This is a genomic window from Pseudomonas sp. GW821-FHT10C09 (genome assembly GCF_059415465.1).
Genome location: NZ_JBWKNG010000001.1, coordinates 54,529 through 74,166, shown reverse-complemented (window position 1 = coordinate 74,166; position 19,638 = coordinate 54,529). Strand labels below are relative to the sequence as shown.

The 19,638-nt window shown below is 55.0% G+C and carries 16 protein-coding genes; 4 read left to right on the top strand and 12 right to left on the bottom strand.

Annotation, left to right across the window (positions count from 1 at the left end; genetic code table 11):
- Window positions 1-66: 66 nt before the first annotated feature.
- The 3 genes from mapR to AC07N8_RS00295 all read right to left on the bottom strand — a co-directional run bounded on the left by mapR (window position 67) and on the right by AC07N8_RS00295 (window position 3,466).
- Window positions 67-1,476, bottom strand: coding sequence for a GntR family transcriptional regulator MpaR (mapR, locus tag AC07N8_RS00305; protein WP_483842133.1), 1,410 nt, complete (start codon window positions 1,474-1,476; stop codon window positions 67-69).
- Between the two features lie 131 nt (window positions 1,477-1,607).
- Window positions 1,608-3,038, bottom strand: a complete 1,431-nt coding sequence (gene ccoG / locus AC07N8_RS00300; protein ID WP_493144754.1) for a cytochrome c oxidase accessory protein CcoG — start codon at window positions 3,036-3,038, stop codon at window positions 1,608-1,610.
- A 194-nt stretch (window positions 3,039-3,232) separates the two neighbouring features.
- Complete coding sequence (locus AC07N8_RS00295; protein ID WP_483842131.1) at window positions 3,233-3,466, bottom strand: DUF3203 family protein; 234 nt, start codon at window positions 3,464-3,466, stop codon at window positions 3,233-3,235.
- A 121-nt stretch (window positions 3,467-3,587) separates the two neighbouring features.
- Between AC07N8_RS00295 and AC07N8_RS00290 the strand changes: the two genes are divergently transcribed.
- Window positions 3,588-4,091: an MgtC/SapB family protein gene (locus AC07N8_RS00290; protein WP_493144753.1), complete on the top strand. Its 504-nt coding sequence runs from the start codon at window positions 3,588-3,590 to the stop codon at window positions 4,089-4,091.
- Here AC07N8_RS00290 and AC07N8_RS00285 read toward each other — a convergent pair.
- The 7 genes from AC07N8_RS00285 to AC07N8_RS00255 all read right to left on the bottom strand — a co-directional run bounded on the left by AC07N8_RS00285 (window position 4,088) and on the right by AC07N8_RS00255 (window position 9,327).
- Window positions 4,088-4,795 carry an ATP-binding cassette domain-containing protein gene (locus AC07N8_RS00285; RefSeq protein WP_493144752.1) on the bottom strand — a complete coding sequence of 236 codons (708 nt, stop codon included), beginning with the start codon at window positions 4,793-4,795 and terminating at the stop codon, window positions 4,088-4,090. The two genes, AC07N8_RS00290 and AC07N8_RS00285, sit on opposite strands and share 4 nt — an antisense overlap.
- Window positions 4,795-5,538: an ABC transporter permease gene (locus tag AC07N8_RS00280; protein ID WP_493144750.1), complete on the bottom strand. Its 744-nt coding sequence runs from the start codon at window positions 5,536-5,538 to the stop codon at window positions 4,795-4,797. Before AC07N8_RS00280 ends, AC07N8_RS00285 begins: the two co-directional genes overlap by 1 nt.
- 13 nt (window positions 5,539-5,551) lie before the next feature.
- The gene (locus tag AC07N8_RS00275) at window positions 5,552-6,751 is read right to left on the bottom strand and encodes a YcaO-like family protein (RefSeq protein WP_493144748.1); all 1,200 of its coding nucleotides are present in this window, start codon (window positions 6,749-6,751) and stop codon (window positions 5,552-5,554) included.
- On the bottom strand, window positions 6,732-7,538 hold the full coding sequence (locus tag AC07N8_RS00270; RefSeq protein WP_493144746.1) for a SagB/ThcOx family dehydrogenase: 807 nt from the start codon (window positions 7,536-7,538) through the stop codon (window positions 6,732-6,734). Before AC07N8_RS00270 ends, AC07N8_RS00275 begins: the two co-directional genes overlap by 20 nt.
- On the bottom strand, window positions 7,535-8,395 hold the full coding sequence (locus tag AC07N8_RS00265) for an McbB family protein (RefSeq protein WP_493144744.1): 861 nt from the start codon (window positions 8,393-8,395) through the stop codon (window positions 7,535-7,537). The genes AC07N8_RS00270 and AC07N8_RS00265 overlap by 4 nt, the downstream gene beginning before the upstream one ends.
- A 63-nt stretch (window positions 8,396-8,458) precedes the next feature.
- Window positions 8,459-8,680 (bottom strand): hypothetical protein, encoded by a 222-nt coding sequence (locus AC07N8_RS00260; RefSeq protein WP_493144742.1) that lies wholly within the window; start codon window positions 8,678-8,680, stop codon window positions 8,459-8,461.
- Window positions 8,681-9,162: 482 nt separating this feature from the next.
- Window positions 9,163-9,327 carry a hypothetical protein gene (locus tag AC07N8_RS00255; RefSeq protein WP_493144740.1) on the bottom strand — a complete coding sequence of 55 codons (165 nt, stop codon included), beginning with the start codon at window positions 9,325-9,327 and terminating at the stop codon, window positions 9,163-9,165.
- A 198-nt stretch (window positions 9,328-9,525) separates the two neighbouring features.
- Here AC07N8_RS00255 and AC07N8_RS00250 point away from each other — a divergent pair, with 198 nt between their 5' ends.
- The 3 genes from AC07N8_RS00250 to glgB all read left to right on the top strand — a co-directional run bounded on the left by AC07N8_RS00250 (window position 9,526) and on the right by glgB (window position 17,253).
- Window positions 9,526-11,520 carry an alpha-1,4-glucan--maltose-1-phosphate maltosyltransferase gene (locus AC07N8_RS00250; protein WP_493144738.1) on the top strand — a complete coding sequence of 665 codons (1,995 nt, stop codon included), beginning with the start codon at window positions 9,526-9,528 and terminating at the stop codon, window positions 11,518-11,520.
- 157 nt (window positions 11,521-11,677) lie between these two features.
- Window positions 11,678-15,019, top strand: a complete 3,342-nt coding sequence (treS, locus tag AC07N8_RS00245; RefSeq protein WP_493144736.1) for a maltose alpha-D-glucosyltransferase — start codon at window positions 11,678-11,680, stop codon at window positions 15,017-15,019.
- 2 nt (window positions 15,020-15,021) lie between these two features.
- The gene (gene glgB, locus AC07N8_RS00240; RefSeq protein ID WP_493144734.1) at window positions 15,022-17,253 is read left to right on the top strand and encodes a 1,4-alpha-glucan branching protein GlgB; all 2,232 of its coding nucleotides are present in this window, start codon (window positions 15,022-15,024) and stop codon (window positions 17,251-17,253) included.
- Between the two features lie 134 nt (window positions 17,254-17,387).
- Here glgB and AC07N8_RS00235 read toward each other — a convergent pair whose 3' ends face one another.
- Together AC07N8_RS00235 and AC07N8_RS00230 are read right to left on the bottom strand one after the other, a co-directional pair.
- Entirely contained in the window at window positions 17,388-18,461 is a 1,074-nt protein-coding gene (locus AC07N8_RS00235) for an autotransporter domain-containing protein (protein ID WP_483842125.1), read from the bottom strand.
- A gap of 316 nt (window positions 18,462-18,777) precedes the next feature.
- Window positions 18,778-19,566 carry an endonuclease/exonuclease/phosphatase family protein gene (locus AC07N8_RS00230; protein WP_483842124.1) on the bottom strand — a complete coding sequence of 263 codons (789 nt, stop codon included), beginning with the start codon at window positions 19,564-19,566 and terminating at the stop codon, window positions 18,778-18,780.
- Between the last annotated feature and the right edge of the window lie 72 nt (window positions 19,567-19,638).

The following is a 19,638-nucleotide window of genomic DNA, read 5'->3' as shown; positions in this document are numbered from 1 at the left end:
ACACTGAAGATCCACTGTGGGAGCGAGCCTGCTCGCGAAGGCGGCAGTCCAGACAACAACAATCGCTCAGAACGACCGCACTATCCGCCCCAACGTCTCCATCGCCTTCTCCGAATCCTCGGTCCACGGGCTGCCATAATTCAGCCGAATGCAATTGCGAAACCGTTGCGTCGGTGAAAAGATCGGCCCCGGCGCGATGCTGATGCCTTGCGCCAACGCCATCTGGAACAACTTCAAAGAATCCATCTGCGCCGGCAATTCCAGCCACAGAAAATAGCCGCCAGCCGGCTGACTGACGCGGGTCTGGGCCGGGAAGTAGCGGGCGATGGCGGCAAGCATGGCGCTTTGCTGTTCTTCCAGTGCATAACGCAATTTACGCAAATGCCGGTCGTAACCACCGTGTTGCAGGTAATCGGCGATGGCCGCTTGTGCCGGCATCGACGCGCAAAGTGAGGTCATGAGTTTTAAGCGTTCGATCTTCTGCGCATAACGCCCGGCCGCCACCCAACCGATGCGATAGCCGGGGGCCAGGCTTTTGGCGAACGAGCCGCAGTGCATCACCAACCCTTCGGTATCAAACGCCTTGGCCGGTTTTGGCGCCTGTTGTCCGTAATACAGCTCGGCGTAGACATCGTCCTCGATCAACGGCACCTGATGGCGGCGCAACAATTCCACCAGTTCCTGCTTTTTCGCCTCGGGCATGGTCGCGCCCATCGGGTTCTGGAAACTGGTCATGCACCAGCAGACCTTGATCGGATGGCGTTCCAGCGTCTGGGCGAGCACTCCCAGGTCAATGCCATCGCGCGGATGCACCGGGATTTCCACAGCCTTGAGTTTCAACCGTTCGAGTATTTGCAGGCAGGCGTAGAACGCGGGCGCTTCAATGGCCACCAGGTCGCCGGGTTCCGTGACCGCTTGCAGGCACAGGTTCAAGGCTTCGAGGGCGCCGTTGGTGATCAGCAGCTCTTCCATCGGCAGCATCAGCCCGCCAACCATGTAGCGCAGGGCGATTTGCCGACGCAATTGCGGGTTGCCCGGCGACATGTCGGTGACGACCATGCGCGGGTCCATCTCCCGGGAGGCGCTGGCCAGCGAGCGCGACAGGCGCTGCAACGGGAACAGGGTCGGGCTGGGGAAGGCTGAACCGAACGGGACGGTGTTTGGGTCCTTGATCGAGTCCAGCACCGAGAACACCAGTTCGCTGACATCGACTTCGGTGGACTCGTTGACCTGGCTGCTGATCACCGGCTCCGAAAACGGGCTCGGTGCGTGGACGTTGACGAAGTAGCCGGAGCGCGGGCGGGCGCGGATCAGGCCGCGGCGTTCGAGCAAGTAGTAGGCCTGGAACACCGTGGACGGGCTCACCCCGTAAGTCTGGCTGGCATAGCGCACCGACGGCACGCGCTGGCCGGGGCCGAGGACACCGGAGCGGATCAGTTCAGCGATGTCGTCGGCGAATTTTTCGTAGCGTTTCATCGAGTGCCTGGATTTGGTTTCATACAAAAAATCGAGGTGACTTCTTCGCGAGCAGGCTCGCTCCCACAGGTATTGCGTTGTCTTTGTGGGAGCGAGCCTGCTCGCGAATGGTGCCACCGCAGTCTAAGGGATCAACGGTTCATCGGCGCAACAAACCGGCTCTTCGCTTCGCTATAAATGCCCGGCTCATCGCTGTCTTCAATCTTGAAGATGATCGTCTGCGAACTGCTGCTCGGCCGTTCCGTGGTCATCGCCACCGATACCGGCACATCGACAATCTCGCCCGGCGCCAGGCTCAGTTGCGTCTTGCCTTGCAACTGGAAGCCGTCGCCCTCCACTAGACTCAAACGATAGTCCTGGCGCAGCTGGGTTTTATTGATGACCTTGAGGCTGTAGATGTTTTCGATCTGCCCCTGACTGTTTTCACGGAACAACCCACGGTCCTTGCTCACGTCCAGCGACACCATCGGCCGCTCCACCAGCGCGAGGGCGAGGGCGCCGATCATCACCAACAGCACCGCCGTGTAACCGATCAGCCGTGGCCGCAGCAGGTGCGTCTTGCCCCCCTGCAACTCATGCTCCGAGGTGTAGCTGATCAGCCCACGGGCATAGCCCATTTTGTCCATGATCGAGTCGCAGGCGTCGATGCACGCGGCACACCCGATGCACTCCATCTGCAAGCCGTCACGGATGTCTATGCCGGTCGGGCAGACCTGCACGCACAGCTGACAGTCGATGCAATCACCCAGACCGACCTCGGCCGGTTGCACTTCACGCTTGCGCGGGCCACGGTTCTCACCACGGGCCGCATCATAGGAAATGGTCAGGGTGTCTTTGTCGAACATCACGCTCTGGAACCGCGCATACGGGCACATGTGCATGCACACCGCTTCACGCAGCCAGCCGGCGTTGATGTACGTGGCGCCGGTGAAGAACAGCACCCAGAACAGGCTGACACCGCCCATTTGCCAGGTCAGCAGCTCTTCGGCCAATGGCCGGATCGGGGTGAAATAGCCGACGAAGGTCAGCCCGGTGAGCAGGCTGATCGCCAGCCACAGCGTGTGCTTGGTGGAGCGGCGCAGCAGTTTGTTCAAGCCCCACGGCGCGGCTTGCAGCTTGATGCGCTGGTTGCGTTCGCCTTCGGTGATTTTCTCGCACCACATGAAGATCCAGGTCCAGGAGCTCTGCGGGCAGGTGTAACCGCACCAGACTCTGCCTGCGAACACGGTGATCGCAAACAGACCGAACGCGGCGATGATCAACAGCGCCGACAGCAGGATGAAGTCCTGCGGCCAGAAGGTCGCGCCGAAGATGTGGAATTTACTTTCGGAAAGGTCCCAGAGCACCGCCTGGCGGTCGCCCCAATTCAGCCACACCGTGCCGAAGAACAGCAAAAACAGAAATCCCGCTCCGCTCAAACGCAAGGTGCGGAACAGGCCTGTGAAGCTTCGGGTGTGGATCAGGTTGTCGCTGGACTTGGCCTTCATCTTTGGACGCGAAGGCTCAAAAGTCTGTACCGCAGCGGTGCTTTCAACTAATCGGACGGGGATTCTATCGCTCATGGTCTGTCGCTCATCAGCCTCCATCAGGCCAGCGCACTATGAGCGTCGATCTGTTTGCATAACAGACTCAGGTATTGCAATAAAAAGCGGATCAGATGAGCGCTAATCCGCTATGTGCGACAACTTGAAGCACCAGCCCCGGCGCGACGCAGCCGCCTATCTCAAGCCTGCGCCGCGATTGTTGATCGGCGTCATCAAATTACCGAATCACTGTCCGTGGCCTTCAAATGCCGGCGACCATCCACCGCGCCTGCTACGGTCAATGCATCGGCTTCTGCTTCGGTGATGTAGATACGCTGGCCGGCAAGGTCCACTGCTGACATGGATTTTTCCGAGTCAGTGACAATGGTGACGTCGGGGCACAGGCGAATTTCCTCGCCGTTTTCGGTGGTGAAGAAGCAAGTCTCGTTTTCGATGCGCACAGTCATGGTGGTGTCCTTTTTTCTGCGGGTACTTAACCGTTAGGGCACATTCGCCGGCCATCGTTCGGTGCAACCGATTAATGGTCGGCGCGGTCCATCCTCAAACAACCCGCATAAGGACCACAGCATGAACGCCTGGTGGCATGAAGTTTGGGTGACGCTGCAAGCGGAGTTCGCCGACATCGGTGATGCATCGCAATTGACGCGAATTACCGTGCGCCTGCTGATAGCGGCGTTACTGGGCGGGATTCTTGGTTTCGAACGCGAGCACAAGGGCAAGGCCGCCGGAGTGCGCACCCACATGCTGGTGGCGCTGGGAGCGGCGCTGTTCGTGCTGGTGCCGCAGATGTCCGGGGCTCAGGCCGATGCGATGAGCCGGGTGGTGCAGGGCGTCATTGCCGGGATCGGGTTTCTCGGCGCCGGGACTATCCTGAAAAACACCGAGGGCGACGAAGCCCAGGTCAAAGGCCTGACCACCGCCGCCGGGTTGTGGATGACCGCCGCCATCGGCGTGTCGGCCGGCCTGGGGCGCGAGGCGACGGCGGTGTTCAGTACGTTGCTGGCGTTGGCGATTTTCAGCGTGATGCCCAGGATCGTGCGGGTATTCGAAAAGGACAAACTGGACAACTAGTAGTTGCCAGAAGCGCGGATAAATGCGTCATCCAAATTTTTTGCACCATAGTGTTCGATAAACTCCTCGCTATGAATGAACTGTTTGAAACTATGGTTGCTAATCATATAAAAACGATCGCAGTTGTAGACGATCTCTTCGGTATTATGAGACGAAACTAACACTGCAACTCCTTCTTTGGCTGCTCCGTGTAAGCACTTCCAAATGTAATGTCGAAACTCAGGGTCAACGCCAGCAGTAGGTTCGTCAAGAATGATGAAATCAGAACTCAAAGTTAGTAATGCTAAAGTGAAAAACCAACGTTTTTCGCCATAACTACAAGTTGATGATCTTTTATTCCATATACGTTTGTAGCGATCAACAATCTCTGGGCTCCAGGCGTGAAGTTTTGCCAGTGATTGGCGTTGTAAGTTTTTTTCTGGCGAGCAAAGCAGGGTGGTGATGTTAAAGATGTCAAACATTCGGAGTGTGTGTGGTGTGGTGATAGTTTGAGATAGATAAACCTGATTTTTAAACGTATTGATGATTTCGGCGTTTTTCCTGTCTTGTATGCCGCAAATTATATCAAAAAATGTTGTCTTCCCACTGCCGTTCGGCCCTAACAATCCAACAATATTGCCTGGGTTGATATTCATCGAGGCATTAATGAATAGTGGGTCTTTTGAGTGGCTGAATGTCAGGTTGTTGACGTTTAATGAGTGCATTAGTAGCGACTCCATACCGGATTTATTCTAAAATGGCGAAGGGTAAGAAAAAAAGCGCAAGAGAAAAATGATAATGTGCAAATTGCTATCTGAGGGCGCTGCCACAGTCCCTTGGACATAATTTCACTAGCAATCCACAAGGGATTTAATAATTGAATAAAGCTACCTGAGGAAAGTTGTGCGCTGATTCCGTATATGCCCGCAATTAACATTGCAAAAGAGATGATTGAGAATAATGTGTTCGCAGTCTGAAAGCTGGTAGGTAGTAGCGTCAATAGCAGTGCAGGGATGCTAAATAAGAGAAAGCAAAAATAGAATCTGGCTATTATCTGTAAAATTTCGTTTGTGTTGGGGGAGCCAAATGCCGCACGTGTCAGGCAGTAGAATACAGCGCAGTAGATTATTGATATGCAAGAGTAAGCTATGAATTTTGCGAGGAGAAAAATCAGTTTTCCTTCAGGTTTGTAAATGAATGATCGGGTAAATCCACTTTCCCTTCTGCCGATGATATAAAAGCTCAAGCCAAAAAACGCCACATTTGAAGAGATATAGGCGTAAAACCAAGAAGTGCTTTCCATGTAATTTAAACTGTAGGGTGGTATTTGGCCTCTGGAATAGTTAAGTAAATAAAATACTGCGCTAGGGGATAGTAGTGTCCAAAAAAAAGCGGCGGGCTCTTTTAGTTGTTCTTTTGTAAAAATCAAGGCGAGTTTTGACGCTCGGTAAGTGATGTGATTAGACATTTCGATACTCGCTTTAAGGGAAGGGGACCATGGTGCTTATACGGTCGCTGTATATTTCACGTCTGAAGCTGCTGGAATAAGTATTGTCTGTATTTATGTTTTGCGAGTTGTTCATGTGCAAAAATAGATCCGTAGAGACGTATTTAGTAAGGTAGTAGTTGTTGTTTTCGATTTTTATTGTTTTAACGTACAAGTATCCTATGATATTAGATGCGTTGAGTGCTCCTAACAGACTGCTAATGCTAAATTCTGATGATAGAGGAGATGGCGTGATATTTGAACATTCGACTTCGGTAATGGTTTGATAGGTTTGGTATGAATTGCAGTTTAAAAAGTGTTGGAGGTACGGATCTTCTATTTCGCTATTTTTTCTCTGGGTGGCACCATGTAAATCCATGAAGCGGTAGGTTTGCCATAACTCTAGGATCGATTTGTCGATTGCTTCTTCCTCTGTTGCTGCATATGCCATACCTGCACAATATTTAACATGTCTTTCTGGATCGCTGTTTCCATAGACAGTAAGTACACTTTTCCCAGGAAAATTCTGGTCCGAAATATCAATGATAGTTAAGTCTCCCGACAGACGCAGGTAATTATAAAGGTTGAGAGAGTTAAATTTTTTCAACTCGTTAATGGCTTCCTTGTTTGAAATGATTCTATTGCATTTTTTTGTTAGCCAGAATTTGGCAAGGAACTGCCTTTCAAGTTGTTCTTTCAAAGATCCAAGAATCGCAAGATTAGGGTCTGAATGGAAGCAGCAGCCGCAGGTGTCCCTCAGTGGATATATAAATGAATCGCCTGCTATGTTGTGCGCGCTGAGGGATATACAGGCGCTTGGGATGTGGCAACTTGAAAAATCGGAGGTGCGATAGACCTTTGTTAGATTAAAAGTGTGTAGTCGGATTTCTTTTTTTGTTATTTTTTTGACTGCTGTTTGGACGAAAGCAACGGTGAATTTTTCTACTTCTTTTGGGGGTAATACGCTATCTAGTGTTCCAGAGGTGTCCGGCCAGATCTCCATGTAGAAGTGCCTGCGTTCAAAGTACTCGCCGAGTGCAGCACGCGTTGCATTGCCGTCGCAACCTATGCCTGAACCACCGTTGCGCCAATAATCATTAATTTCTACCGATCTTGGCATGCTTAAAAGGCCAGGTGGCTGTAAAACAATTTTAGAAGGTAAAGATGCGATGTTGTTATGATTGTATAAGTTCATGTTGATTGCCTATCAAATGGACGCACATTGGTAGGAATAGTCCCGGATTTAATCCGATTGCCTTACATACCATTGTGTCGGTATATGCTGACCAAAGGCGACTTTTCAATTCGAGTTTTTTGCATTGTAGATCAATTAATGTATAAATTGACCCTGCTTCCATTAGGGCCATGCGATAACCGCGATACCGGTATTTGAAAAAAGTTTTTGGTAGGTAGGCTACATAAATTATTGCAATGCTTGGTGTGCCAATGGTGTTTGAAGGTGAAAAAATAGCGCCGATAAGGTTTTCTATGTTTTGAGAATTTTGAATTATTTCAAATGTTCTCGATTGAGGTAATAGATGCAGAATTTTCTCGCGGCAGGGCCATGGTTGTTCCTGTGTCAATGAACATACGAAAACTTCAATAGGGTATAATGCACCTCCACTTGGGTATCCTCGTTTGTGACTGTCCGGTGTTGCAGAGGTTAATGGATTGACTAATTGTTCGATAACGTCAAAGGGTATAACGCTTTCTGCGAATTTCTCGCATGATTCATTTCTGGATAAATCAGAGGTTATGTCTTTGTTCATTTTCAATGGAAAACAGAACTCCATGTCTGGATATATTCTTAATTCATTTCCGGTAAGATCTCGTAAATTGTTGTCGCTGATAAAGTGAAGTGCTGTTGAGTTTTCAAACGCCTCATGTATTGTGAAGTTTCCCTTCGTGTGGAATTGAATCGTTTGATCGTATGCTTGAGGATCTATGAACCTAAGGTAGTAATCATGAGGTAGTTTTTTCATGGGTTAGCCCTTAGGCAGTCACACATACACCAGTGTGCAGTACAGGATTCTTCGATTTTTCCATTGTTCAATGATATGGAAGTTTCTTGTAGAATGTTGTCTTGGTATCGATAGATGTCATCCTTGCCAGTCATTAATTTTATTTTTTGTATCAGTGCGCCGATAATTATACTTTTCTGATACAAGGATAGGCGCGGAGCAGGAGTGAATGTTTTTTTGCTACGACAAAAATTGAGAAGCCGAGACCACGTGTTGGAACTGGGGTGAAAGGATTCATTTTCGATAAGCCGATCTATCGTGCAGAAATGGCAAGGACTTCCAATGTTTGGCAGATAAGGTTGGCTAATAATAAAATGATCGCCCGCTGCGTAGGCGACACTAATTGCGCTTTCCGGATGATTTTTCGAAAGTTTAAAGTAATGTGTTTTTATTTTTTCGTAGTCATAATTTTTACATAGTAGTACAAAGAAATTTTTTGCGTTTAGTTCAAGGTTTAGGGTTGATTCTGAAGTTTGGTGGGCGACAATAGCTTCAGGTAGTTCGCTGTTTATTAGTAACTTCAATTCCTCGTGATTTTCCCAGTTATGAATCACGAATGTTTTTTTGAAATAGGTGTTCTCTTTTTCTATCTCGAGCCCTAATAGCGTCTTCAGTGATAGGTAGGCGTCACCTTTATCTAGATGATGTTCGTGAAACAGCTTATAAAGCTCGTTTTCTGTAATCGTTGGTTTGTCTTTGAGCTTGGTAATTACTTTGAGCAGAGAGGGTGAGTTTATTCGGGCTACTCCTCTCTCGGAAATCAAGATATCTTGGTTTTCAAAATTCAGAATATTGTAATTGTTTATTTTCAAATTCATGATTGCACCAATGAGGTTTTTTCGTTTCTAAACGAAAAAACCTCTAATCAACTTGCGATAAATTTATTGTTCAATGAGTGATCCGTCGATATTCCGTGTAACAGCGTTACCGCCGGATCCACCTGAACCACCTGAACCACCACTGCAACCACCGCCACCGCCGCAACCACCACTTCCTCCGCATCCACCTGCCCCTCCAGAACCACCAGCTATATGAGGGGTCGAGTTTTCGCCAAACTCATGTTTAAAACTAAGTAGGATTTCGATCATGTTTTCGTCTTTCATTTTGTTACTCCAATTTGGAAGGAGGTCACTTTTAAGTAAGTGACGTTAAAGGTTTAGTTTTTTGTAGCTTGGAATGCAAGTTAGACATTTTTTTGGTGTGGAAATACTCCGACTACAAGAAGTAATCATTCCTACGCATGAGGTTAAAGATACGTACTTTATGAGATTGCGTAGCAAACGATAAGATTTGCAGTCTCACGGTGTTGGATTTCGTTGCTGGCAGTGTTGTCGGCGGGAAATAGATTAGGTTTTGTTTAAGTGGTTGCGATGAATAGTCTGAGGATGGATGTAGTATTTTTCTCGAATGTTTGTAGGGTCAGTCTTATTGTTTTTTTTCATCCGCCAAGTTGTCCGACGAACGGTAGATATTTTAAGAAGACTTCGCGTCGCTAAACAGAAAATTCAGCGATAAGTTGTCTCTATTCATCTTTTGCTTTGGCGCTCCCACGCAAAGCGAGGGAGAAACCAAAGCGGTGGTAACACTAGGGCTGCACAATCACCGGCGGCATGGTGCTCGGTGGTTCTTCCCGAGGTGGCGGTTGAGTGCCGGGCGGGTCCTGCTCAGGCACGGGTTGCGGCTCGGTCGGTGGAATGACCGGGCTGTCGATGTTTGGGTCAGGCGTTTCGGCAGGGATTGGAATACTCATTGTTCAAGCCTCCAGTGGCACATGGCGTAAGTCGTGCTTAAGTGGATTGACCTCCTGACGCGGGAATTGATTCCCCGCAAAACGCCAGGGCAATTCCCTCTGAACTTTTATCGCCGCCGGTGGCTCCCAACCTAAGTGAATCAAATCAGGGAACACCCGCTACAAGAGCGTCCATGGGGCGTAAAGGAGAGATGCTCGATGACTGCTGAAAAACCGACAGAGCTGAACTACAACCCTCATATGCCGCTGTCGCAGGCTTTATTACTGCCGCGAATCGCCATTGAAAATACCCAGCCGAGCCTTGATGGCGGACAGTTCGCCGTCAAGGCCGTGGTCGGCCAGGACGTGGTGGTGACCAGCAAAGTGTTTGCCGACGGTCACGACAAACTGGCCGTGCGAGTGCGCTGGCGTGCCGAAGGCGACGAGGTCTGGCAAAGCGCAGTCATGGCGGACCTGGGCAATAACGGCTGGCAAGGCCAGTTCCGCGTCGAGCGTCAGGGCCGCTATCTGTTCTGCATCGAAGCCTGGATCGATCAATTCGCCAGCTTCTGCTATGAGCTGGAAAAGAAGCACGCGGCGCGAGTCCCGGTCAGCCTTGAGTTGCAGGAAGGTCGTACTCAGGTCCAGCAGGCCGCCGAACGTAGCGAAGGCGAGTTGAGCGAACAACTGGCGGCGCTGCATCACGAATTGTCCGGCCTGCTCGAAAACGAGCAGGTGGCGTTGTTTCTGCACCAACGTAGCGCCGAGCTGATGGCCCAGGCCGATCATCGTGCCTATGTGAGCCTTAGCCCCGAGTACCCGCTGGATGTCGAACGGGAGCTGGCGCAGTTCGCCAGTTGGTATGAGTTGTTTCCGCGCTCGATCACCGACGATCCGGCCCGTCACGGCACCTTCAATGATGTGCACTCGCGGCTGCCGATGATTCAGGACATGGGCTTCGACGTTCTGTACTTTCCGCCGATCCACCCGATCGGTCGCAGTTTCCGTAAAGGCCCAAACAATTCCCTGACGGCCGGTCCCGACGACCCCGGCAGCCCCTACGCGATTGGCAGCGAAGAGGGCGGGCACGAGGCGATTCATTCAGAGCTGGGCACCCGCGAGGACTTCCGCCGACTGGTCGCCACGGCGGCGGACTACGGACTGGAAATCGCCCTCGACTTTGCGATTCAGTGTTCCCAGGACCACCCATGGCTGCAGCAGCACCCGGGCTGGTTCAACTGGCGGCCGGACGGCACGATCAAATACGCCGAGAACCCGCCGAAAAAATACCAGGACATCGTCAACGTCGACTTCTATGCGACCGAGGCGATTCCAAGCCTGTGGGTCGAACTGCGCGACATCGTGGTCGGCTGGGTCGAGGAGGGCGTGAAGATCTTTCGCGTCGACAACCCGCACACCAAACCGCTGCCATTCTGGCAATGGCTGATCGCCGATGTGCGCGCGTTGTACCCCGAAGTGATCTTCCTCGCGGAAGCCTTTACCACGCCGGCAATGATGGCGCGGCTGGGCAAGGTCGGTTATTCGCAGAGCTACACCTATTTCACCTGGCGCAACACCAAGCATGAGCTGGCGACGTACTTCACCGAGCTGAACGAATCGCCGTGGCGTGAATGTTACCGGCCGAACTTCTTCGTCAATACACCGGACATCAATCCGGCCTTCCTGCATGAGTCCGGGCGCGCCGGTTTTTTGATCCGTGCGGCGCTGGCGACCATGGGCTCTGGGCTGTGGGGCATGTATTCGGGTTTCGAGTTGTGTGAATCAGCACCGATCCCGGGCAAAGAGGAATACCTCGACTCCGAGAAGTACGAGATTCGTCCACGGGACTTCAACGCGCCGGGCAACATCATTGCCGAGATCGCGCAGCTCAACCGCATCCGCCGGCAGAACCCGGCGCTGCATACGCACCTTGGCCTGAAGGTCTACAACGCGTGGAACGACAACATTCTGTATTTCGGCAAGCGCAGCGCGGACGGCAGCAATTTCATTCTGGTGGCGGTGAGTCTCGATCCGCATAACGTTCAGGAAGCCAATTTTGAATTGCCGCTGTGGGAAATGGGTTTGCCCGACGACGCCATCACCCAGGGCGAAGACTTGATGAACGGGCATCGCTGGACCTGGTATGGCAAGTACCAGTTCATGCGCATCGACCCGGCGTATCAGCCGTTCGGCATCTGGCGAATAACCACCTAACACGCAGAACCTGTGGGAGCGAGCCTGCTCGCGAAAGTGGTGAGCCAATCGCCAAAGATGGATCGGATGTACCGGCCTCTTCGCGAGCAGGCTCGCTCCCACAGGTAATCATTGTGTTTGGGCTCAGCGGCTTTTTCGATTTCAACAGGAGTTTCAAATGGCGAAGAAACCCAAGGCAGCCACCTTCATCAAGGACCCGCTCTGGTACAAGGACGCGGTGATCTACCAGGTTCACGTCAAATCATTTTTCGACTCCAACAACGACGGGATCGGCGACTTTCCCGGCCTGATCGCCAAACTCGACTACATCGCCGACCTGGGCGTCAACACCATCTGGCTGTTGCCGTTCTACCCCTCGCCTCGCCGCGATGATGGCTACGACATCGCCGAGTACCGGGGTGTCCACGCCGACTACGGCACGATGGCCGATGCCAAGCGTTTCATCTCCGAAGCCCATGAACGTGGCTTGCGGGTGATTACCGAACTGGTCATCAACCACACCTCGGATCAGCACGCCTGGTTCCAGCGCGCCCGCAAGGCCAAACCCGGCTCGGCGGCGCGGGACTTCTACGTCTGGTCCGATGACGACCACAAATACGACGGCACCCGCATCATCTTTCTCGACACCGAGAAATCCAACTGGACCTGGGACCCGGTCGCCGGCCAATACTTCTGGCACCGTTTCTACTCCCACCAGCCGGACCTGAACTTCGATAACCCGCAAGTCATGAAAGCCGTGCTTTCGGTGATGCGCTATTGGCTCGACATGGGCATCGACGGCCTGCGCCTGGACGCCATTCCGTACCTGATCGAACGGGACGGCACCAACAACGAAAACCTCCCCGAGACCCACGACGTCCTCAAGCAGATCCGCGCCGAGATCGATGCCAACTACCCGGACCGCATGCTGCTGGCCGAGGCCAATCAATGGCCGGAAGACACGCAACTGTACTTCGGCGACACCGACGCCAAGGGCTTGAACGGCGACGAATGCCACATGGCCTTTCACTTCCCGTTGATGCCGCGTATGTACATGGCGCTGGCTCAGGAAGATCGCTTCCCGATTACCGACATCCTGCGCCAGACGCCGGAGATCCCCGCCAACTGTCAGTGGGCAATTTTCCTGCGTAACCACGATGAGCTGACCCTGGAAATGGTCACCGACAAGGAGCGCGACTACCTGTGGAATTACTACGCAGCCGACCGTCGGGCGCGGATCAACCTGGGCATCCGCCGTCGTCTGGCGCCATTGGTAGAGCGAGATCGTCGTCGCGTGGAGCTGCTTAACAGCCTGCTGCTGTCGATGCCCGGCACGCCGACCCTGTATTACGGCGATGAAATCGGCATGGGCGACAACATCTACCTCGGCGACCGCGATGGCGTGCGCACGCCGATGCAGTGGTCGATTGACCGTAACGGCGGGTTCTCCCGCGCCGACCCGGCGAGCCTGGTGTTGCCACCGATCATGGACCCGCAATACGGCTACCTGTCGGTCAACGTCGAAACCCAGGCCGGCGATCCGCATTCGCTGCTCAACTGGACCCGACGCATGCTCGCCGTGCGCAAACAGTCCAAGGCTTTCGGGCGCGGTACGCTGAAAATGCTTTCGCCGAGCAACCGGCGGATTCTGGCCTACACCCGTGAATTCACCGGCGAGGATGGCAAGCACGAAATCATCCTCTGCGTGGCCAACGTCTCGCGCAGTGCCCAGGCGGCGGAACTCGACCTGTCGGCGTACGTCGGCATGGTGCCAGTGGAGATGCTCGGCGGTAACGCGTTCCCGCCGATTGGCCAATTGAATTTCCTCCTGACCCTGGCGCCGTACGGTTTCTATTGGTTCGGGCTCGCGGCGGAAAACCAGATGCCGAGCTGGCACGTGGAACCGGCCCAAAGCCTGCCGGACTTCACCACGCTGGTGTTGAAGAAACGCATGGAAGAACTGCTCGAAACGCCGTCTCGCGGCACATTGGAGCAAGGCATTCTGCCGAACTGGCTGCAGAATCGCCGCTGGTTTGCCGGCAAGGACGCAGCCATCGAACAGGTCAACCTGGCTTATGGCGTGCGCTTCGGCGATCCGTTGCACCCGGTGCTGTTGAGCGAAATCGAAGTCTCCAGCGCCGGCCAGACCCACCGCTACCAGTTGCCATTCGGTTTTATTCCCGAAGATCAGGTCGGCGCCGCACTGCCTCAACAGCTGGCATTGTCGCGGGTGCGACGTGGGCGTCAGGTGGGTTTGATTACCGACGCCTTCAGCCTCGAACCCTTTATCCATGCCGTGTTGCATGGCATGCAGAACGACACGGTGTTGTCGTCGAGCGAGGGTGACATCCGCTTTGAACCGACCGCGGAACTGGCGAAACTCGGGCTGACGCAAGAGTCGCCCATACGCTATCTCTCGGCCGAGCAATCCAACAGTTCGGTGGTGATCGGCAACAGCCTGGTGCTCAAACTGATCCGCAAACTCGCCTCGGGCGTGCACCCGGAACTGGAAATGAGCGCGTACCTGACCAATGCCGGGTTCCAGAACATCTCGCCACTGCTGGGCTCGGTGGTGCGCCGCGACGAACACGGCGAGGACACCTTGTTGATGATCGCCCAGGGTTATCTGAGCAATCAGGGCGATGCCTGGGAATGGACCCAAAACAACCTTGAACGCGCGCTGCGTGATGAGTTGGCTGACGCGATCTCCGAGCAGGAACAGCACTACAACGCGCTCGGTGAGCTGAAGGATTTCGCCGGCATGCTCGGCCAGCGCCTGGGAGAAATGCACCAGGTCCTGGCGGCGCCGACCAAAGACAAGGACTTCGCGCCGCAGGTGACTACTTCGAAAGAGGCGCTGGCCTCGGCCAAGGACGTGGCGGCGCAGCTGGAACACGCGCTCAAGTTGCTCAAGCAGCATCAAAATCAACTGAACCCGGCGGATCAGGCTTTGGTCAGTCGTTTACTGGACGAGAAAAAAGCCATCCTCAGCCATGTCCAGGAACTGGGCAAGAAAGCCGTCGGTGGCTTGCGCATCCGCGTCCACGGCGACTTGCACCTGGGCCAGGTGCTGGTGATCAAGGGCGATGCCTACCTGATCGACTTCGAGGGTGAGCCGGCGCGGCCGTTGCGTGAGCGACGGGGCAAGCACAGTCCGTACAAAGACGTCAGCGGTGTGTTGCGTTCGTTCGATTACGCCGCTGCGATGACGATCAATGTGCACAACGTCGACAACACGGCCGAAGCTCAGGGCGCGCGCCAACGGGTCGCCGAGCGTTACCTGATTGAAGCAAAACAGGCATTTGTCGACGCTTATCGGCTGGCGGCAGCTAGTCTTGCTCATGCGTGGCAAGATCCGGAAGGCGAGGACGCCGCGCTGGCGTTGTTCGGTCTGGAGAAGGCGGCCTATGAAGTGGCGTATGAGGCCGAAAATCGACCCACTTGGCTGCCGGTGCCGTTGCACGGCTTGTATGGATTATTGAGTGGGCTTAAACCCTTTTCCGATCTTGGTGGAGAGTAGTCATGAGTTTCTCGAACAAGGAACAGGGTCACGCTAAAGAGGCGTTACTGCCCAGATCGCGGGACATCGACGCGCTGGTACGCGCCGAACATCACGACCCCTTTGCAATTCTCGGCCCCCATGGCGATGGCGCCGGTGGGCAATTCATTCGTGCCTATCTGCCGGACGCCTTGAGCGTGCAAGTGTTGGCCAGGGACTCCGGGGAAGAACTCGGCAACCTTGAGGCCACCCAGACACCGGGGCTGTTTGTCGGGCATTTCGATCGGGCCCAGGCGTACCTGCTGCGCACCCGTTGGGCCGGCGGCGAGCAAGTCAGTGAAGACCCCTACAGCTTCGGCCCATTGCTTGGCGAGATGGATTTGTACCTGTTCGCCGAAGGCAATCACCGCGACCTGAGCAGTTGCCTCGGCGCGCAGTTGCAGACGGTTGACGGTGTCGACGGCGTGCGTTTCGCCGTGTGGGCGCCCAACGCCAAGCGCGTGTCGGTGGTGGGTGATTTCAACAACTGGGACGGTCGCCGCCATCCCATGCGTCTGCGCCATCCGACCGGGGTCTGGGAGTTGTTCATCCCGCGCCTGCGAGCGGGTGAGGCGTACAAATACGAAATCCTCGGCAGCCACGGCATATTGCCGCTCAAGGCTGACCCGATGGCGCTGGCCACTACCTTGCCGCCAGACACGGCCTCGAAAGTCGCCTCGCCGCTGAACATCGACTGGCAGGATCAGGCGTGGATGGAGTCGCGTGCTGAGCGTCAGCGAGCGACGGCGCCGCTGTCGATCTACGAACTGCATGCCGGCTCCTGGCAGTGTGAGCTCGACGATCTGGGCGAAGTCGCCCGCCAGTACACCTGGCACGAGTTGGGTGAGCGGCTGATTCCTTATGTGAAGGACTTGGGGTTCACCCATATCGAGCTGATGCCGATCATGGAGCATCCATTCGGCGGCTCGTGGGGTTATCAACTGCTGTCGCAATTCGCCCCCAGCGCCCGTTACGGTTCTCCGGATGACTTTGCCGCGTTCGTCAACGCCTGCCACCAGGCGGAAATCGGCGTGATTCTCGATTGGGTACCGGCGCATTTTCCGACCGATACCCACGGCCTGGCGCAATTCGACGGCACAGCGTTGTATGAATACGGCAACCCGCAGGAAGGTTTTCATCAGGACTGGGACACCCTGATCTACAACCTCGGCCGCACCGAAGTGCACGGTTACATGCTGGCTTCCGGGCTGCACTGGCTCAAGCATTTTCACGTCGATGGCCTGCGTGTCGATGCGGTCGCCTCGATGCTTTATCGCGACTATTCGCGCAAGGCTGGCGAATGGGTGCCGAACCGCCATGGCGGTCGGGAAAACCTCGAAGCCATCGACTTCTTGCGCCACCTCAACGACGTGGTCGCGCTGGAAGCGCCGGGTGCGCTGGTCATCGCCGAAGAATCCACCGCGTGGCCGGGTGTCAGCCAAAGCACGCAACAGGGCGGCCTGGGCTTTGCCTATAAATGGAACATGGGCTGGATGCACGATTCGCTGCATTACATCCAGCAGGACCCGGTGTACCGCGCCCATCACCATAACGAACTTAGTTTTGGCCTGGTGTATGCCTGGTCCGAGCGTTTCATCTTGCCGATATCCCACGATGAAGTGGTTCACGGCAAGCATTCGCTGATCGACAAAATGCCCGGCGACCGCTGGCAGAAGTTTGCCAATTTGCGCGCCTACTTGAGCTTCATGTGGACGCATCCGGGCAAGAAGCTGTTGTTCATGGGCTGCGAATTCGGCCAGTGGCGCGAGTGGAACCACGATCAGCAACTCGACTGGTATTTGCTGCAATACCCCGAACACAAAGGGGTGCAGAAACTGGTCGGCGACCTCAATCGGCTGTACCGCGAAGAGCCGGCGCTGCATGAGCAGGACGATGCGCCGCAAGGCTTCCAGTGGATGATCGGCGACGATGCGATCAACAGCGTCTACGCGTGGCTGCGCTGGAGCAAGGAGGGCCGGCCGGTGCTGGTGGTGGCCAACTTTACCCCGGTGCCGCGTGAGGGTTATCGCGTCGGCGTACCGTTTGCCGGGCGCTGGACCGAGGTGATCAACAGTGATGCGGCGATGTATGCCGGTTCCAACTATGGCAACAGCGGCGGGGTGTTTACCGAAGAGGAGCCGAGCCATGGCCAGGCATTGTCGCTGGTGTTGAATTTGCCGCCGCTGGCGGTGTTGATCTTGCGACCTGAGGGCTGATCTGACACCGAGTCGCTCCCTTCGCGAGCAGGCTCGCTCCCACACTGGATTTGTGTCGTATGCAAAACCACTGTGGGAGCGAGCCTGCTCGCGAAGGCGTCAGCGCTGACAAAGCCTCTCTTGATGCCTGTCGCTCACCACCGCATCCGCACCCCCAGACTCCCGATTAACCCGTTCAAATCATTGTCATCCACGTCACTGCTGTAATCCGCACTGACGTACAAACTCACCGCCGGCGTAACCCTCGCTACCAACCCCAACCCCACTTCAACCGTCGATGAATTGCGGCTGCTGCTGATCTTGTCGACCTGGTCGAGGGTCACGGTATTGCCGGTGTACACGGTGTGCCACAAGTTGGTCCGCACGTAGGGTTCGACGCCCAGGCCATTGATGTCGTAACTACCTTTCAATCGCGCACCGACCCGGCCGCTCCAGGACGTCAGGTCGCTGGATGACGCGTTCCCTGAGCCGGCATACGGCGTATCCAGTGTGATGCGTTGATTGATCAACTGCGCTTGGGGTTCGACTACCCAGTTCTCGCTCAGGCCAATCGGAAAGCCGCCTTCCACCGACAACGTCATCGCACTGCCTTCCGTTGCCTGCCGTGCGCCCTGGTCATTTCGGCTGAAGCCGTTGACCCGGCCGCCGCTGGCGGTCAAATCCACGTGCCAGCCTTGTGGGCCCGTCAAGCTCCAATATGCACCGAGGCTCTGGCCTTGAAGGTTGAGGGTGTCGTTGTCGGGGTCGGCCAGGGCTGGACTGGTCAACAAGCCGTTGCTGTTGCCTTGTAACCGGGTGGTGCCGCCGATCAGTCCGACCTGCTGGGTATGGCCACTGCCGCTCTGCAGGGTGAGGATCGCCGGCCCTTTGAATTCAGTGCTGCCCGGGATCGAAGAACCCTGTGACAGAAAGTCGGTCTGCGCCTGCCGCGACGGCTTGCCGTAGACCTGATCCCAGGTCGAGGGGGCTTCGTCTTCGATGGTCAGACGTGAACTTCGACTATCGGACGCGGAGCCGAAGACGCCGGGATAGAACGAGGTGAGGTGCGAGGTTGGCAAGGTGAGAACCGGTACATCCTGGCGATACCATGGAAGGGTTTCTTCCTCCGCGGGTGCCGCCTGGGTTTCGAGGGTCGAGCACAGCAGGATAGAGCTCGAGACAGTGCAAAAAGTGACTTTTATCTCTTGTTGGGTGAATGAAGTCTTCATGGGGGTCTACCTTGCAATCGCATGCGGTATCTCGCTGTGGCGTCTCTCCTACCCCGAATGAGGGGCGGCCGAATGGATTGAGGGCAAGCCGCTGGGCGCCCGGATTGGCGGGTGTCTGAGGGGGTTGCCCCCTGATGGTACTTCGGGGGTAGTAAGGTGTAGCTAAGAAGACCGTTGACAGCGCGTCAAGAAAATGGCCGATAAATGGTATGGGTATTTTAAGTGTTGCAAGTGACTGATTTACGGCGCAGATCTAAGCGCTTGTTTGTTCGATAAAACGTCAAAAAAACTGCGAATCAGAGCTTCTACTCGGTTGCTAGAGGTGTACCTCCACCGCCAGCGGCAAGTGATCCGACAGGTGCGTCCAGGGTTTATTGCCGAGGATTCGCGGTTCATGGCTGCTGGCGTTACGCAGGTAAATCCGGTCCAGGCGCAGCAACGGAAAACGCGCGGGATAGGTTTTCGCCGGTCGCCCGTTATGGCGTTCGAACGCTTCGTGCAGGTAGTCGCGACGGGCGAGGGCGGCATTGCCTTGCAGCTGCCAGTCGTTGAAATCACCGGCAATGATCACCGGGGCATCGTCGGGCAGGGATTCGAGCAGTTGGCAGAGGAGCTGCAATTGCAACTGACGATGACTTTCCAGCAGGCTCAGGTGTACGCAAATCGCATGCACTTCAGCGTGCCCCGGCACCTCCAACACGCAGTGCAATAACCCGCGCCTTTCGGGGCCGGTGATCGAGACATCCAGGTTACGAAACTCGCGGATCGGGTATTTCGACAGCAGGGCATTGCCGTGGTGGCCGTCGGGGTAGACCGCATTGCGGCCATAGGCGAAATCGCTCCACATGCTGTCGGCGAGGAATTCGTATTGCGAGGTCTGCGGCCAGTTGTAATAACGGGAAGAGTGCCGATCGTGTTCGCCGACCACTTCTTGCAGGAACACAAGATCCGCCGACGTACTGCGAACCGCCTCGCGCAGCTCCGGGAGGATGAAACGCCGGTTGAGGGCGGTGAAGCCCTTGTGAGTATTGACCGTCAGCACCCTCAGGCGATGAATCGCCGGGGACGGCTTGAGGGTGGCCCGCTGCTCGGAATCGCTGGTCACGTTGGCTCCTCTGAATGTTGGCTACTTATGCATGCGACTGATGCGGCGGCAGGCAGTTCAGTGGCAATCAGC

Coding starts and splice junctions, on each gene's coding strand:
- mapR (WP_483842133.1), bottom strand. CDS start 1,476: ATGAAACGCTACGAAAAATTCGCCGACGACATCGCTGAACTGATCCGC.
- ccoG (WP_493144754.1), bottom strand. CDS start 3,038: ATGAGCGATAGAATCCCCGTCCGATTAGTTGAAAGCACCGCTGCGGTA.
- AC07N8_RS00295 (WP_483842131.1), bottom strand. CDS start 3,466: ATGACTGTGCGCATCGAAAACGAGACTTGCTTCTTCACCACCGAAAAC.
- AC07N8_RS00290 (WP_493144753.1), top strand. CDS start 3,588: ATGAACGCCTGGTGGCATGAAGTTTGGGTGACGCTGCAAGCGGAGTTC.
- AC07N8_RS00285 (WP_493144752.1), bottom strand. CDS start 4,795: ATGCACTCATTAAACGTCAACAACCTGACATTCAGCCACTCAAAAGAC.
- AC07N8_RS00280 (WP_493144750.1), bottom strand. CDS start 5,538: ATGTCTAATCACATCACTTACCGAGCGTCAAAACTCGCCTTGATTTTT.
- AC07N8_RS00275 (WP_493144748.1), bottom strand. CDS start 6,751: ATGAACTTATACAATCATAACAACATCGCATCTTTACCTTCTAAAATT.
- AC07N8_RS00270 (WP_493144746.1), bottom strand. CDS start 7,538: ATGAAAAAACTACCTCATGATTACTACCTTAGGTTCATAGATCCTCAA.
- AC07N8_RS00265 (WP_493144744.1), bottom strand. CDS start 8,395: ATGAATTTGAAAATAAACAATTACAATATTCTGAATTTTGAAAACCAA.
- AC07N8_RS00260 (WP_493144742.1), bottom strand. CDS start 8,680: ATGAAAGACGAAAACATGATCGAAATCCTACTTAGTTTTAAACATGAG.
- AC07N8_RS00255 (WP_493144740.1), bottom strand. CDS start 9,327: ATGAGTATTCCAATCCCTGCCGAAACGCCTGACCCAAACATCGACAGC.
- AC07N8_RS00250 (WP_493144738.1), top strand. CDS start 9,526: ATGACTGCTGAAAAACCGACAGAGCTGAACTACAACCCTCATATGCCG.
- treS (WP_493144736.1), top strand. CDS start 11,678: ATGGCGAAGAAACCCAAGGCAGCCACCTTCATCAAGGACCCGCTCTGG.
- glgB (WP_493144734.1), top strand. CDS start 15,022: ATGAGTTTCTCGAACAAGGAACAGGGTCACGCTAAAGAGGCGTTACTG.
- AC07N8_RS00235 (WP_483842125.1), bottom strand. CDS start 18,461: ATGAAGACTTCATTCACCCAACAAGAGATAAAAGTCACTTTTTGCACT.